This is a genomic window from Cupriavidus basilensis (assembly GCF_029335485.1).
GTDB classification, from domain to species: domain Bacteria; phylum Pseudomonadota; class Gammaproteobacteria; order Burkholderiales; family Burkholderiaceae; genus Cupriavidus; species Cupriavidus basilensis_E.
In genome coordinates this window covers 20,024-34,464 of record NZ_JARJLM010000262.1, presented here as the reverse complement: position 1 = coordinate 34,464, position 14,441 = coordinate 20,024, and the positions used below count along the sequence as shown (strand labels likewise).

Annotated in this window: 14 protein-coding genes; 6 read left to right on the top strand and 8 right to left on the bottom strand. The window is 65.7% G+C overall.

Annotation, left to right across the window (positions count from 1 at the left end):
* The 5 genes from P3W85_RS15460 to P3W85_RS15440 all read left to right on the top strand — a co-directional run.
* A partial coding sequence (locus P3W85_RS15460; protein WP_276265443.1) for an AAA family ATPase occupies positions 1–1,005 on the top strand: 1,005 nt, incomplete at its 5' end.
* A gap of 26 nt (positions 1,006–1,031) precedes the next feature.
* Entirely contained in the window at positions 1,032–2,393 is a 1,362-nt protein-coding gene (locus tag P3W85_RS15455; protein ID WP_276265442.1) for a CpaF family protein, read from the top strand.
* 48 nt (positions 2,394–2,441) lie between these two features.
* Entirely contained in the window at positions 2,442–3,419 is a 978-nt protein-coding gene (locus P3W85_RS15450) for a type II secretion system F family protein (RefSeq protein WP_017228214.1), read from the top strand.
* A 55-nt stretch (positions 3,420–3,474) separates the two neighbouring features.
* Positions 3,475–4,437, top strand: a complete 963-nt coding sequence (locus P3W85_RS15445) for a type II secretion system F family protein (protein WP_017228213.1) — start codon at positions 3,475–3,477, stop codon at positions 4,435–4,437.
* Positions 4,438–5,171: 734 nt separating this feature from the next.
* Positions 5,172–5,330 carry a hypothetical protein gene (locus P3W85_RS15440; protein WP_276265441.1) on the top strand — a complete coding sequence of 53 codons (159 nt, stop codon included), beginning with the start codon at positions 5,172–5,174 and terminating at the stop codon, positions 5,328–5,330.
* Between the two features lie 398 nt (positions 5,331–5,728).
* On the opposite strand, the gene P3W85_RS15435 is transcribed toward P3W85_RS15440, so the two are convergent.
* From P3W85_RS15435 to P3W85_RS15415, 5 genes are all read right to left on the bottom strand, one after another.
* On the bottom strand, positions 5,729–6,904 hold the full coding sequence (locus tag P3W85_RS15435; RefSeq protein WP_430869553.1) for a TadG family pilus assembly protein: 1,176 nt from the start codon (positions 6,902–6,904) through the stop codon (positions 5,729–5,731).
* A gap of 23 nt (positions 6,905–6,927) precedes the next feature.
* Entirely contained in the window at positions 6,928–7,365 is a 438-nt protein-coding gene (locus P3W85_RS15430) for a TadE/TadG family type IV pilus assembly protein (protein ID WP_017228212.1), read from the bottom strand.
* 535 nt (positions 7,366–7,900) lie between these two features.
* Positions 7,901–8,290, bottom strand: coding sequence for a DUF5329 domain-containing protein (locus P3W85_RS15425; protein WP_276265440.1), 390 nt, complete (start codon positions 8,288–8,290; stop codon positions 7,901–7,903).
* A gap of 150 nt (positions 8,291–8,440) precedes the next feature.
* Positions 8,441–9,235, bottom strand: a complete 795-nt coding sequence (locus P3W85_RS15420; RefSeq protein ID WP_276265439.1) for an SDR family NAD(P)-dependent oxidoreductase — start codon at positions 9,233–9,235, stop codon at positions 8,441–8,443.
* Positions 9,236–9,315: 80 nt separating this feature from the next.
* Positions 9,316–10,041: an SDR family oxidoreductase gene (locus P3W85_RS15415; RefSeq protein ID WP_276265438.1), complete on the bottom strand. Its 726-nt coding sequence runs from the start codon at positions 10,039–10,041 to the stop codon at positions 9,316–9,318.
* 300 nt (positions 10,042–10,341) lie between these two features.
* On the opposite strand from P3W85_RS15415, the gene P3W85_RS15410 reads away from it, so the two are divergent.
* Entirely contained in the window at positions 10,342–11,277 is a 936-nt protein-coding gene (locus tag P3W85_RS15410) for a 2-hydroxyacid dehydrogenase (protein WP_276265437.1), read from the top strand.
* 31 nt (positions 11,278–11,308) lie between these two features.
* Here P3W85_RS15410 and P3W85_RS15405 read toward each other — a convergent pair whose 3' ends face one another.
* Genes P3W85_RS15405 through glk form a run of 3 tightly spaced genes read right to left on the bottom strand, consistent with a single transcriptional unit; the run spans position 11,309 to position 14,437 of the window.
* On the bottom strand, positions 11,309–12,676 hold the full coding sequence (locus tag P3W85_RS15405) for an ATP-binding protein (protein ID WP_276265436.1): 1,368 nt from the start codon (positions 12,674–12,676) through the stop codon (positions 11,309–11,311).
* Positions 12,676–13,392, bottom strand: coding sequence for a response regulator transcription factor (locus tag P3W85_RS15400; RefSeq protein ID WP_276265435.1), 717 nt, complete (start codon positions 13,390–13,392; stop codon positions 12,676–12,678). The genes P3W85_RS15405 and P3W85_RS15400 overlap by 1 nt, the downstream gene beginning before the upstream one ends.
* A 34-nt stretch (positions 13,393–13,426) precedes the next feature.
* Positions 13,427–14,437 carry a glucokinase gene (gene glk / locus P3W85_RS15395; RefSeq protein ID WP_276265434.1) on the bottom strand — a complete coding sequence of 337 codons (1,011 nt, stop codon included), beginning with the start codon at positions 14,435–14,437 and terminating at the stop codon, positions 13,427–13,429.
* Between the last annotated feature and the right edge of the window lie 4 nt (positions 14,438–14,441).

The following is a 14,441-nucleotide window of genomic DNA, read 5'->3' as shown; positions in this document are numbered from 1 at the left end:
GCCTTGCGGGAACAGTACCCCGACCTGCCCTGCATCCTTGTCACGTCGGCACAGCAGCCCGAGATATTGATCCGCGCATTGCGAGCCGGTGTGCGCGACGTGCTCGCCTGGCCGCTGGACAAGGTGCAGCTCAGCAGTGCCGTGGCGCGGCTGGAAGCGAACCAGGTACTGCAGGCACAGAACTCTGCCCGCATCGTGTCCTTTCTTTCCTGCAAGGGCGGCGCGGGCACCAGCTTCATTGCCAGCAATCTCGGCTACGCCTTGAGCGCCCACGAGGGCAAGCGCGTCTTGCTGATCGACCTGAACAACCAGTTCAGCGATACCAGCTTTCTCGTCAGCGACAAGACGCCGCCGGCCACCTTGCCCGAGGTCTGCGCGCAGATCGAACGCATGGACGATGCGTTCCTGGAGGCTTGCCTCACGCGCGTCAACGAAGGCTTCGATATCCTCGCCGGCCCGAACGATCCCATCAAGGCGAATGAAGTCAGGAAGGAGCAGCTCGAGTACATCCTTTCCGTCGTGTCTCCACGCTACGATTTCATCCTGCTCGACATCGGGCAATCGGTCAATCCGCTATCCATCGCCGCACTCGACCGGAGCGACAGCATCTGCGTGATCGTCCAGCCCAGCATTGCCTATGCGCGAACCGGCCGGCGCCTGCTCGATATCCTGCGCGCGCTGCACTACAGCAACGAGAAGATCCGCCTCGTCGTCAATCGCCATGGACGCCGCGACGAGCTCACCCGGGTCACGCTGGAGAACATACTCGGCGCGAAGATATTCCACATGCTCCCGGACGAGCCCACGGTGGTTGACGAAGCGATCAGCCATGGCGTACCTGTCGCCAGGGAACACAAGCGCAGCACCATCGCCCGTGCCTTGCTCGCGTTCTGCACGGCGCTCGCGGGAACGCCCGGCGCCGGGCGCAATGCGCAGCCCGCCAGCACCTCGCCGCTGCGCAAGCTATTCCTGCGCGCGAAGCCATCGCCCGCCAATGCAGCCTGACCCGCCTATCGGAACCGGAGCCCATCATGTCAATCCGCGAACAGCTTTCGTTGCCGGAGCATCCCCCCATCGCCATGAATGGCCACGCAGCGATGCGGCCGCAGAATGCCCAGTCCGCTTACCGGGACGTGAAGAAGAGCGTTCACGAGATGGTACTGGACCGCGTTGAACTGGAGCGCCTGGCACGCTACCCGCTGGAACAGGTCAAGCGTGAGATAGGCCTGCTGGTCAACACCATCATCGACGAAGAGCGCATCCTGCTCAACGATGCCGAGCGCAGGCAGGTCTCCGGCGATATCTATGACGAGATGTTCGGCTTCGGTCCGCTGGAGCCGCTGCTGCAGGACCCGACCGTATCGGACATCCTGGTGAACACGGCAAGACAGACCTATGTGGAGCGCCGCGGCAAGCTCGAGCTCACCGACATCACGTTCTACGATGATGTACATCTGATGAAGGTGATCGAGAAGATCGTCTCGCGGGTCGGCCGCCGCATCGACGAGCTGAGCCCCATGGTGGACGCCCGGCTCCCGGACGGCTCGCGGGTCAACGCGATCATCCCGCCATCGGCGATCGACGGCCCGCTGCTCTCCATCCGCCGCTTCGCGGTGAATCCGCTGCAGGTGTCGGACCTGGTTGCGCTCAAGAGCCTGACGGCGCCGATGGCGCAGTTGCTCCAGGCACTGGCGCACGCCAAGGTCAATGTCCTGGTTTCGGGCGGTACGGGCAGCGGCAAGACCACCTTGCTGAACATCCTTTCCGGCTTTATCCCGGAAGACGAGCGCATCGTCACCATCGAGGATGCGGCGGAACTCCAGTTGCGCCAGCCTCACGTACTGCGGCTGGAAACCCGTCCGCCCAATATCGAAGGCAAGGGCGAGATCACCCAGCGCTCGCTGGTGCGCAATGCCCTGCGCATGCGGCCCGATCGCATCATCCTGGGCGAGGTGCGGGGCGGCGAGGCACTCGACATGCTCAATGCGATGAACACTGGCCACGAAGGCTCGCTGACCACCATCCATGCCAACACGCCACGCGACGCGCTGACCCGGCTCGAGAACATGGTGAGCATGGCTGGACTGAACATGCCCGCCAAGGCCATCCGGCAGCAGATCTCCTCGGCCATTACCGTGATCGTCCAGGCGGCCCGCATGACCGACGGCCGCAGGAAGATCGTCAGCATCCAGGAGATCACGGGCATGGAGGGCGAGATCATCAACATGCAGGAGATCTTCACCTTCCAGCGTACCGGCGTAGCGCAGGACGGCACCGTAACGGGACACTTCCGCGCAACCGGCGTCTACCCGAAGTTCGCCGAGCGCCTGCGCGTGTTCGGAGTCGGGCTGCCTGACGAAACCTACGACCCCGGCAAGCGTTACGACGTTTGAAACCATGCGCTGCCCAACGGATGCCGACCACACTACGGAGCCGGAAAAATGAACTTCATCTTCTATGCTTTCATCATCTTGCTCTTTGCCGCGGTGGTACTTTGCGTGGAAGGCGCCTACCTGTGGTGGAACAACTACCACGGGCCGTCAGCCAAGCGGATCGAGGCCCGGATACGTGCCCTGTCCGCGGGTGGCCAGGTTGGCCGGGAGCGACTCTCGATCCTGAAGGAGCGCATGCTCAGCAATTCACCGCTGATGCAGCGGTGGCTGATGGGCCTGCCCCGCATCGGCGCCCTGGACCGCTGGCTGGAGCAAGCCGGCAGCAATTGGTCGGTCGGCCAGCTGTTGGGCTACTGTGGCCTGATGATACTGTGCACCGGAGCGGTCGGACTGTTCCTGCCCATCCCCCTGCTGATCGTGGCGGCGGTGGCGTTGCTGGCCGGCTTCCTGCCCGTCTGGCGCGTGGTATCGCTGCGCCACAAGCGGCTGAAGCGCCTGGAAGTCCAGTTGCCCGACGCGGTGGACATGATCAGCCGCGCGCTGCGCGCCGGGCACTCCTTTTCCGGTGCGGTCGGCACGGTGGGACAGGAACTGAGAGACCCGATGGGCCAGGAGTTCCGCACGACGTTCGATGAAATCAATTATGGCGTCGCGCTCGACGAGGCATTGACCAACCTCGCCATGCGCGTCCCCGTCAGCGACCTGCGCTATTTCGTGATTGCCGTACTGATCCAGCGCGAGAGCGGGGGCAATCTGGCCGAAATACTCGACACCATCAGCTCGCTCGTGCGCGAACGTCTCAAGCTGTTCGACAAGATCCGCGTGCTCTCCGCCGAAGGGCGGCTCTCCGCATGGATACTGGGCCTGCTGCCTTTCGGCACCGCCGCGCTGATTCTCGTGGTGAACCCGGGATTCATGAATGTCCTGTGGCAAGACCCGATGGGGCTCAAGATGATCGGGATCGCGCTCGCTGCCATGGTGCTCGGTGTCCTCTGGATGCGCAGCATCATCCGGATCCGGGTCTGAATGCGGTCCGCGCGAATGCTGGGGAGACCAGAGTTCTTATTCAGGGGAAGCAATCATGCAAGGCATCTACAACGGACAATTCCTGCTGCTGGCCCTCGTCTTCGTGACGGCCTTCGGCGCGGTTTTCGGCTTGCTGCTGGTGTTCTCGCCAAGCCGCAGCCGGGGGCGCGTCGAGCAGATCGCACGCGAAGCCTCCGGGTCGGTTCCCGGCAATGGACAGCAGCATGCGTGGCTGGAGACGCTGCTGGACCTGGCCAAGCCAGTGTCGCGCTTGTCGCTGCCCAAGGAGGGCTGGGAGAATTCGCAATTGCGCGTGCGCTTCATGAACGCCGGCTGGCGCGCCGCCTCCGCCCCCACCGTGTACTTCGCGGCAAAGACAATGCTCGCAATTGCATTGCCCCTGCTTGCCTTGAGCGTGTTGAGCAGTACCCAGGTCATCACCGATCAGTATGAAATGATTGGCATCCTCGCCTTGCTGGGCGCGGTCGGCTACTACCTGCCCAATGGCGTGCTGTCGCGCAAGGCCGAGAACCGCAAGCGCGCGGTATTCGAGGAGTTTCCCGACACCATCGACCTGCTCACCGTCTGCGTTGAAGCCGGCCTGGGGCTCGATGCCGCACTGATGCGCGTGGCGGAGGAACTGGACCTGCGCTGCCCGGTCCTGGCCGAAGAACTCGAACTGATGCTGCTGGAACTGCGCTCTGGCTTCGCCAAGGACAAGGCACTGAGCAATCTTGCGCTGCGCACCGGCGTTGAAGATGTCGACAAGTTCGCCTCCATGCTGATCCAGGCGGATCGATTCGGCACCAGCCTCGGGGAGTCCCTCAGGGTACTGTCGGACACGTTGCGCACCAAGCGCCGCATGAGGGCCGAGGAACAAGCCGCGAAAATCGCGTTGAAGCTCCTGTTTCCTCTGATCTTCCTTATCTTTCCGACGCTGCTGCTGGTGTTGCTCGGACCCGCGTTCATCCAGATTTACCGCGTGCTGCTGCCTACGATGACGGGCCAAGGAGGTTGAAGGATGGCACGACCCCGGGAGGTTCTTCAGCCGCTATGGCAGCAATGGCTGAAGAACAACCCATTGCCCGGCTCCGTTCCGGGCCTTTTTGCTTTGGTGCGTGGTGACCTGATCCGGCTCCGGGATCCCAAGCCGGTGACCGGAAAGCGGCGAAATCCAATCAGCAGCCGAAGCAGGCAAATCGACGCGTAGCGCAACCCGAAGCACCGCCTCTCCGGCTTCCGCTACACAGTACGCTTGGCATGATGGAGACGAGCCATGGGCACGGAAGCCACTGGGGGCGAAATTGAAGCGGCCCTCGACGTGGCTGCCCCCCTGTCAATCCGCGCTTCCTGTGGCAAGCCAGTAGCGCCGACGTCGCCCAACTCGGCCGGACCTGGACCCAGCTGAAGGCGATGCGGCGGCGCCAACCCGCCGGTGGCGATGGGTGCCGGCTGGGACCCGGCAGAAGACAGCGCCCCATCGTTCGGCGTAGCCTCCATCGAACGCTGCATCGTGACCTTCGATGCCGTCATCGGTGCGCTCCTGTGGAGCGCCCGACGCAATTGCAGCGGCTTGAGCGGCACCTGTTTTACGCTACCGGGCCTGGCCCGCTCGATTCCCTCGTCCGTCACGCCGCTCGACTGCAACGGCGACGGGTACATCGGGCGGCTTTATGTCGGCGGCATCGGCGGAAATCTCCGGCAGGCGGCACCCCGATCCCCACCGCGTTCGGGCACACCTCGTCGTCTCGCTTGCGCATTGCCCTGGCTTGCTCCACCATCGTCGACGAACGGCGGCGCCATGGGAAGCGTCGAATTCGGCTCGATCTCTCAAACGGGATGCGGCTCGCGCCGCTCGCCACGGTCGTCGACGATTCCCGCAGCGTGCTCGGATGCGGGCTCACGCCGTGACGTCCGATAACGCCACGGGCTCGCACCAGCCACGGGTCGGTCATCGCGGCCGTGCCGCTCCCTTTATGGGGCAGAACCGTTTCTTCGCGAACGCCGGGGCGCATTCATGGGCTTGGGATGCTCACAAGCACCCGCAGCCATGCATCCAGCTTCCCGACCGCGCCTGGCCCGAATCCAGGATGAGAAGAATAGGATTATTTGCTGCGGCGGCAACCATGGGCTGCTGTGCCGTTTGGTGGCGGCGCCGGCTGCGGTCGTGGCGGATCCTGGGCCTGGCCCGGGCTCGTGCCCGCCGGGTCAAGCGCAGAAAAGGCGTTGTTGGATGCTTGGCTGCATGCCGGCCTGGGACGATGCGGAAGGAAGTCCAAAGGGAGTCCAACCGGCGTAGTGGTGCGACGCTAGTGCGCCAATCTTGGCGGTGTGAGCGAGCCATATGCTGGCCCAATACCGCCGGAATTCGAGGCCTGGCAATAATCCGGGTTGTTGCTCATCTGGACTACGATATATTTTCCGCTCCCTCCCGTTGCCGATAGTATATGCAGGCAGGCGAACGCCACCACGGCATTGTATGCGTGAGTGGAGATGTCCTGCACAACGGGGACCGTCACATACTCGCAAGATTTGGTGCCTTCCGCGCTACAGGCGTCAACGCTGGAATACAGCGTCGTTTTCGTTCCGGGCTGAATCCAGACGCTACCATTTGTACTGCCGTCAATCAGAACCCCGGCTGAATTGCCATTGCTGATGAGATTGCGAATGGTCGGCACATTGTTGCTATCGATGTCCAAAGACGTCCATTGGCCCGCCTCGCAAGGGCCGGCATGATAGGACGACGTGACTTTGAAAATATAGGGCTGGCCGATCGTTTGAGGCAAATCGAATCCGCTTGGGTTGGTGGAGGTCGCGGTATATGGCGCTCCGGTGGTGGAATTCCAATAATTGTCGTACATGCACTTCGTGATGGCCACCGGGAAAAGGCTGCCTGGTCCTGCATAGCCAGGGTATGAAATGACCGCAACCGCGCTCGCAGACACCGGTGTGCCTTTGACACCAAAAATTCTTGCAAAGAAGGTCGGCACAACACCACCATTATTGCCCGTCGACCTGCTGATGGTGACCTTCACCGCAGGCAGATCGTTGCTTCCGGGTTTCATCGGAAGTGCCTGCAATCCAGCCGGGGAACCGGTAATATTCCAATAGCCATACTCCACCAGGCCATTGGTCAGCGCGGCGCCGGTCGATCTATTCATGGCAATCGCGGCGCTCGACTTTTGTTGCGCGGTACTCCAGTCGGGAGCGGTGTTTTTTGTATTCAGGCATTGCGCTCGAGCGTAAATACATGGCGCGCCGGCTAAAGCTGCGGCGTCTGCCGCATTCTGCAGCTCATTGCGCACCAGGTATAGATCAGCCACGTCGACGGCCAGCGCAGCGAAGCCCAGCAGCGCAGTCAAGGAAAGTGCGGCCAATACGGCTATCGAACCCTTTTGTTTGCCGCGGCGATTGCATCTTTTGGACGGAGCGTGGCGCCGTTGGATGCAGCTCGGGAGATATCTCGTTTCGTGTCGATTTTGCATGATATGCCTCGCGCCGGATAGGCTCACTCGTTGTTCATGCTAGTCGTTGCCGTTAAATTGAATGGACCAGTGAAGGCACTGATCATTTTCCCCAGCGCAAGTCCCGAGTAGCTATAAGACACGGAAACAGTGAGGGCGGATCCGAAACTCCCGCCGCTTCCGGCCGGAACGCTTACCGTAGGAGTGGATGATTTTCCAAACGTGATCAGATTGGCCTGGCAATAATTCAATGCGACATTCTGAATGTCGCTAGTGGTCAATTTCGGATTCTTCAGGACAATGCCGGCTCTCGCAGCTTCGCGGCTCGCATTGGTGATGACGGCTTTGTCGTAGAGTGCGATGCTGTACTCGACGATGCCGAATGTGAGCGCCAGAAAGGTCGGTAACACCAGGGCGAACTCTACAGCAGCAGCGCCCTTTTCCCTTTGGTTTTTCATGCCCCCTCCCGAAAGTACATCCATGCCCGATCGCCCAGTGCATACGGCGATGGGACACCGCGCCCGCCGCCCCCCGGCAGCGGCGCATATGCGCTCACCCGAGCGCTCGAGCGATCGGCTTGCGCGTAGCACACGCGGCACTCACCGTCGCGGTTGTAGTGATCAGACTGGCGCGCCTCTATCATCGGTCACGTCCAGCGCCCCACTTGTCGACCGGGCGCGGCGATACCGTGGACGCTCCACCAGAATGCGCCGCGATCGGTTCGCCGTTCTTCCGCTTCCATTCTTGGTCGCGCAAGACGCACACTGCAATCGATCAGTTGGCGGATGATGAGATGGGCTGGAGGGATGATCTCCCTGGCAGGCGAGGTCGGCGCGCTCGCCGCAGGCATACCGTCTGCCGGGAGGACGGGCTTGGCCGGCTTCCGGCCGGCCGCCGGCAGATCCGGCCCGGCGCCGCGAGGGCGGCGCAGACCGCCGGCGTCGCGCGGATGTCATGGCTTGCCGGTGCGGTACCGGGAGGCCATGCGTACCCGTTTCTGCGTGCCCTCGGTCGGGCTTATTTCCCGGGCGCCTTCTGGCGATAGCGCGCCAGTTCGGCACCCAGCCACGGCGCGCTCTCCACCGGCTGGGCCTGCCCGCATTTGACCAGATAGGGCTTGCCGCTGACGCTGCTCTTGCTCGCGCCCAGTTCGATAAAGGCCTCGCTGGAGCCAATCGCCCCCTTGTCGGCGAGGTAGTCGTACTTCTTCTTCAGGTGGGCGGCCGCGTCGGGTGCCGGATACCAGCTGCCGTTGCGGTTGAACTGGCAGTTCGAGCCGGCGAGGTAGGCAAGAAGATGGCTGACTTCGGCCTGCGTGGCAGCCGGCGGCGGGGCGGCGCTGGCGGAAGCGGCGGAAACCGCCAGCGCGGCGGACAGTAGCAGGGAAGACAGGAAAGCAGGTTTCATTGGCAAGGATAGGTCAGTCGTATCCGCTGCATTAGAACGGCATTTGCGTTCCGCTTCAAGCCTCGCGTGGTGCGCGATCCCCTGCCGCGGGCGCAAAGCGTACCCGTTTCTGCGTGAATGCCGGCGCCCTTTTTTCCCCTCTTTTGCAGCTCAGGCGATGGTATCGACCACGCCGCCGTCCACCCGCAATGCCGCCCCGGTGGTGGCCGACGCCTGTCGGGAGCAGACGTACACCACCATATTGGCCACCTCTTCCACGGTGGCCGCGCGCTGCAGGATCGAGCTGGGGCGATGCGCCTTGATGAAGTCCGCCGCCACGGCTTCCACGCTGACCCCCGCCTCTGCCGCGGGGCCCTCCAGCATGCCGCGCAGGCCATCCGAGAGTGTCGGGCCCGGCAACACGGCATTGACGGTGATCCCGGTGCCGCGCAGGCGCTTGGCCAGCCCGCGCGATATGGACAGCTGCGAGGTCTTGGAGAAGCCGTAGTGGATCATGTCTTCCGGCACATTGAGCGCCGATTCCGACGAGATAAAGACCACGCGGCCCCACTGCTGCCGCGTCATCCCCGGCAGATAAGCACGCGACAGGCGCACGCCGGACATGACGTTCATCTCGAAGATGTGGGTCCAGTCCTCGTCGCCGAGGTCGAAGAAGTCCTTCAGGCCATAGACGCCGGCGTTGTTGACGAGGATGTCCACGGCCGGCACGGCCGCCACCAGCGCGGCGCAGCCTGCGGCGGTGCCGACGTCGGCCGGCACGCCGCGCAGGCGCGCGCCCGGCACCTGCACGCCGATCGCGCCGATGGCGCGCTCCACGCTTTCCTGGCTGCGGCCGTTGATGACCACGCTGGCGCCGGCCCGCGCCAGCCCGGTAGCGATGGCCAGCCCGATGCCGGCGGTGGAAGCGGTGACCAGCGCGGTCTTGTCCGAGAGATCGATCTGCATGTGAGACTCCAATGTCGAATGGACGACGATTCAATCAAGAAAAGGGGGAAGACGATGCGCGGCAATGCGCATCCGGCCGGTCACGCAATGGCGCCGCCGCCATCGACCAGTACGGTCGAACCCGTGGCGTAGCCTGTGCCTGCCAGGTAGAGGATGGCGTTGGCCACGTCCTCGGGCTGGCCGATGCGCTGCGCCGGCAGCCGCGCGGCCACGCTCTCGTACATCGACTGGCGCGTGGCTGCGTCCAGCCTGTCCCACAGCGGCGTGGCGATCAGGCCGGGCGATACGGTATTGACCCGCACCGGCGACAGTTCCAGCGCCAGCCCGCGGCCCAGCGATTCGAGCGCGGCATTGATGGCACCCTGCAGCACCGAGGTCTTGCTTGGCCGCATGCCCAGAAATCCGGACACCAGCGTCAGCGAGCCGCCTGCGCGAACCGGGACCAGCCGCGCCACGCGATAGGCACCCCAGAACTTGCTGTCCATGGCGGCGTAGGCATCGGCCAGCGGCAGCTGGCGCACCTGCCCGGTGGGCGTTTGCGCGGCGGAAATCACCACGTGGTCCCACGGCTGCGCACCTTCCATGAATCGCGCCACGCTGGCGTCGTCGGTGACGTCCAGCGTCGCGCCGGTGACGGCGCCCGCGCTGCCAGCCAGCCCGCGCACGGCGGCGTCGACCTTCTCCCGGGAACGCGAGGCAATGGTGACGCTCGCGCCGCGGGCGGCAAACCCAGCGGCGGCGGCCAGGCCGATGCCGGAACTACCGCCGACCACCAGGACCCTGGCGTCTTTGAAATCGGGGAACATGGCAAGACTCCTTGAATGCTTGAATGCTTGAATGCTTGAATGCTTGAATGCACTGGCGAGTGCATTGACCCGTGAGGGAAGACAGGAGCGGCAGGAAGCAGGAGCACCGCCCATGCCAACGATTATGGCCATGCGTGGCCGGTCGATCATCCACTCTGGATTGGAAGCACTGTTGGCAGGAATTTGATAATCGGCGGCTGTCACGGCGGCGCCGGCAAGCGCGCCGCGCCACCGCTACAATGCTGCGGTGCAGCTTGCGTCCCACCCCGGGACCTCCCTCCCACTCCACCCTGCCCGACCATGAAGCCGCTCCTGCTTGTCCTCAGCCACGTCAGCGCCGAACACCTTTCCTGGATTGCCGAACAATACGAAGTGCGCTACGCGCCGGACAGCGCCGGCCGGGCCGCGCAGGTCAAGGCATGCGGCGAACGCGTGCGCGCCGTGCTGACAATCGGCTCGGTCGGGCTGAGCGCCGCCGAGATCGACGCCATGCCCGCGCTGGAGCTGGTGTGCGCACTGGGTGCCGGCTACGAGAATATCGCCGTGGCCCATGCCCGGGCGCGCGGCGTCACGGTCGCCAACGGCGCCGGCACCAACGACAGCTGTGTGGCGGACCATGCCATGGCGCTGCTGCTGGCCACCGTGCGCGCCATCCCGACGCTGGACCAGGCCACGCGCGCCGGCAAGTGGCGCACCGTGCTGCCGCTGCGGCCCAATGTCTCGGGCAAGCGCCTGGGCATCCTCGGCCTCGGCACCATCGGGCGGCGCATCGCGCAGCGCGGGCTGGGCTTCGACCTGGAAGTGGGCTATCACAACCGCTCGCCGCGCGACGACGTGCCATACCGTTACTTCGACAGCCTGGGTGCGCTGGCCGAATGGGCCGATTACCTGGTGATCGCCACGCCGGGCGGCGGCGGCACCCGCCACCTGGTCAGTGCCGAGGTGCTGGCCCAACTCGGGCCGGGCGGGTTCGTGGTGAATATCGCGCGCGGCAGCGTGCTCGACACGGCGGCGCTGGCCGCCGCCCTGCGTGCCGGCACGCTCGGCGGCGCCGGCCTCGATGTGTACGAGACCGAACCCGAGCCGCCCACCGAGCTGTTCGATTGCCCCAACATGGTCCTGACACCCCACGTGGCCGGCTGGTCGCCGGAAGCCATCAATGCCTCGGTACAACAGTTCCTGGAGAACAGCCGCCTGCACTTCGCCGGCGAGCCGGTGCTCACACCGGTAGGCTGAGCGGAGCCTGCCGGTTGCGCGGGCGAGCCCCCTAGCCCGCCGGAAACACCACCCGCACACGCAGCCCCGGCGCCGCATCTTCCAGCGAGACGCGCGCGCCGTGCGTTTGCGCGATCTCGGCGACGATGGCCAGGCCCAGGCCGCTGCCGCCGGTGGGGGCTTCCGGCACGCGGTAGAAACGGTCGAACACGCGCTCGCGCTCGGCGGCCGGAATCCCGGGGCCATCGTCGCGTACCACGAGTTCCACCGTGTCCGCGCCGGCCCTGCCCTGGGCGGCCGGAATACGGCAGGCCTGCACGTCGACCCTGCCACCGGCCGGCACGTAGCGCAGCGCGTTGTCGATCAGGTTGGTCAGGAGGATGCGCAGCGCATCCACGTCGCCGCACACCGCGACCGGGCCCGGGCCGGCATCCAGGCCGAGGTCGATGTGGCGATCGAGCGCTGCCTGGGTCATCTCCGCCACCACAGTGCCGGCCAGCACGCGCAGGTCCACCGCCTCGTGGGACGGCAGCGCGGCACCGGGCTCCTGGCGCGCCAGCGTCAGCAACTGGGCCACCATATGGGTGAGCCGCTCCAGACCCTGGCGCAGCTTGCCCACCGCCTCCTGGCGCGCCTCGGCGCTATCGGCGCGCTCCACCAGCTGGACCTGCAACTGCAGCGCGGCCAGCGGCGTGCGCAGTGCATGCGCGGCATCGGCCACGAAGGCGCGCTGGGTATCGATGGCATGCGACAGCCGCGCCAACAACTGGTTGAGCGCCAGCGTCAGCGGCGCAATCTCGTCCGGCATGCGGCTGACGGCTAGTGGCGCGAGCGCATTGGCGTCGCGCTCGCGCACCTCGGCCGCGATCTCGCGCAGGGGCCGCAAGCCCCTCCCCACCGCAATCCACACCAGCCAGCCGATCAGGGGCAGCAGCAGCAGCAAGGGCGCCACGGTGCGCATCGCCATGCGCGCGGCCAACTCGTTGCGCGCCGACATGGGCTGCGCGATCTGCACCACGGCCGGGCCGAGCTGCACGCTGTAGATGCGCCATTCGCCCTCGTCGGTCCTGACATTGGAGAAGCCCAGCTCGGCGCGCGGCGGCAGCGACGGATGCGCGTGCGAAAGGTAAAGGCTGCGGCCCGATCCGTCCCAGATATGGATCACCACGTCTTCGTCGGAATGGAACAGGCTGTCGCCCGGCGCCACTGCTGCGCCTGGCGGCTCCACCGGCCCGAACGACGGCATGACCGGATTGGCGAACTGGCTGGGCAGCGCCGCCGCCACCTGCTTCATCTGGTAGTCGAACAGCGCATTGGCTTCCTGCCGGGCCTGGCCGAAGATCAGCGCGGTGGCGATGGCGATGCCGGCCAGCAAACCCAGCGCCAGCCACCACAGCAGGGTTCTCTGGATCGAACGCATCAGCCCGCACTCCCGGGCGAGGCAGGCGCGCTATCGTCCAGCTTGGGCACGACATAACCCACGCCGCGGATATTGCGGATCAGCGGCGCGCCGAACTTCTTGCGCAGCGCATGGATATACACCTCCACCGTATTGCTGCCCACTTCGTCGCCCCAGCCGTACAGGCGCTCTTCCAGTTGCGGCACCGACCACACCTTGCCGGGCCGCGCCAGCAGCGCCGACAGCAGGCCGAACTCGCGCGCGGAGAGTTTCACCGGCTCGCCGTCGAGGGCGACCTCGCGCGTGGCCGGATTGATCACGATGGCGCCGTAGCGCAGCAGCGGCTCGGCACGCCCTTCGGCGCGGCGCGCCAGCGCGTGCATGCGCGCCGCCAGCTCCTGCAGGTCGAAAGGCTTGACCAGGTAATCGTCGGCACCGGCGTTGAGGCCCGCCACGCGATCGGCCACGGCGTCGCGCGCGGTCAGGATCAGCACTGGCGTGTTCACGCCGCGCGCGCGCAGCGCGGCCAGCACCTCCAGCCCCGAGCGGCGCGGCAAACCGAGATCGAGCAGGATCAGCGCGTAGCAGGGCTCGCCGTCCGGGCCGCCGGACGGGGTGGCGGCCGCCAGGCCAGCCTCGCCGTCCTGCACCCAGTCGACTGCAAAGCCCTCCTGGCGCAGCGCGGTCTTCACGCTATCGCCGATCATGGCGTCGTCTTCCACCAGCAATACTCGCATGGTCAGGTCCGGGGTCAGCTTGATGGTTAAGCGGTTAAGTGGAGAAGGGTGAAACGTAGCGGTTTTGCCCGCCGTGGGCGAGCGCTTCGGCCAGCGCCTGCGCCAGCCCGGGCAGGGAGGGGAACTGCGCCGTGATGACATGGACGGGCAAGCTTTCCAGGTAGGCGGCCATGCGGCCCTTCGCCGTAAACCGCGCGTTGAATGCGGAGGCCTGCAGCGCGGGCACGAAGCGCGGCACGATGCCGCCGCCCAGGTAAACGCCACCGCGCGCGCCCAGCACCAATGCAATATCGGCCGCCACGGAGCCGAGCAGGCCACAGAATACGGCGAACGCGCGCTGGCATATCGGGTCGGCGTCCCGGATGGCACCCTCGGTGACCTGCGCCGGCGCAAGCGGCCGCGCCAGGGGCGTACCCGTTTCTGCGTGCAGCGCCGCGTGGATCAGCGATAGTCCCATGCCCGACAGAAGACGCTCGGCCGAGACCCGGCCAAAGGCCTTGTGCGCCGCGCGCCAGGCAATCCATTCATCGTCGGTGTCGGGCATCAGCTCGATATGGCCGCCCTCGCCGGCCAGCGCCACCGCCGGGCCGCTGCGTGCCGGCACCAGGCCGGACACGCCCAGCCCGGTGCCGGGCCCGACCAGCGCCATCGGCGCGCCGGCCACGGCGGTACCTTCGCGCAGCAGCGTCAGGCCACCTTTGCCGAGATGCGGCAAACCCAGCGCCAGCGCGGTGAAATCGTTGATGGCCAGCAGCAGGTCCAGCCCGAGCGCGCGCTGCATCTCCGAGATGGAAAAGGCCCAGGCGTGGTTGGTCAGCTTCACGCGGTCGCCGGTCACCGGATTGGCAAGCCCCACCGCCGCGTAGCGGGGCCGCGCGCCGCCGCTCGGCAGCGCCGCCAGGTAATGGCGAATGGCGGCCTCCAGCGAAGGGTAGTCGGCCACCTTGAACGCGGTGACCGGCCCGATGCGCTGCGGCGCGGTTTCCAGTGCAAAGCGCACATTGGTGCCGCCGACGTCGCCAAGCAAGCGTGGATAGCCAGGCATGGCG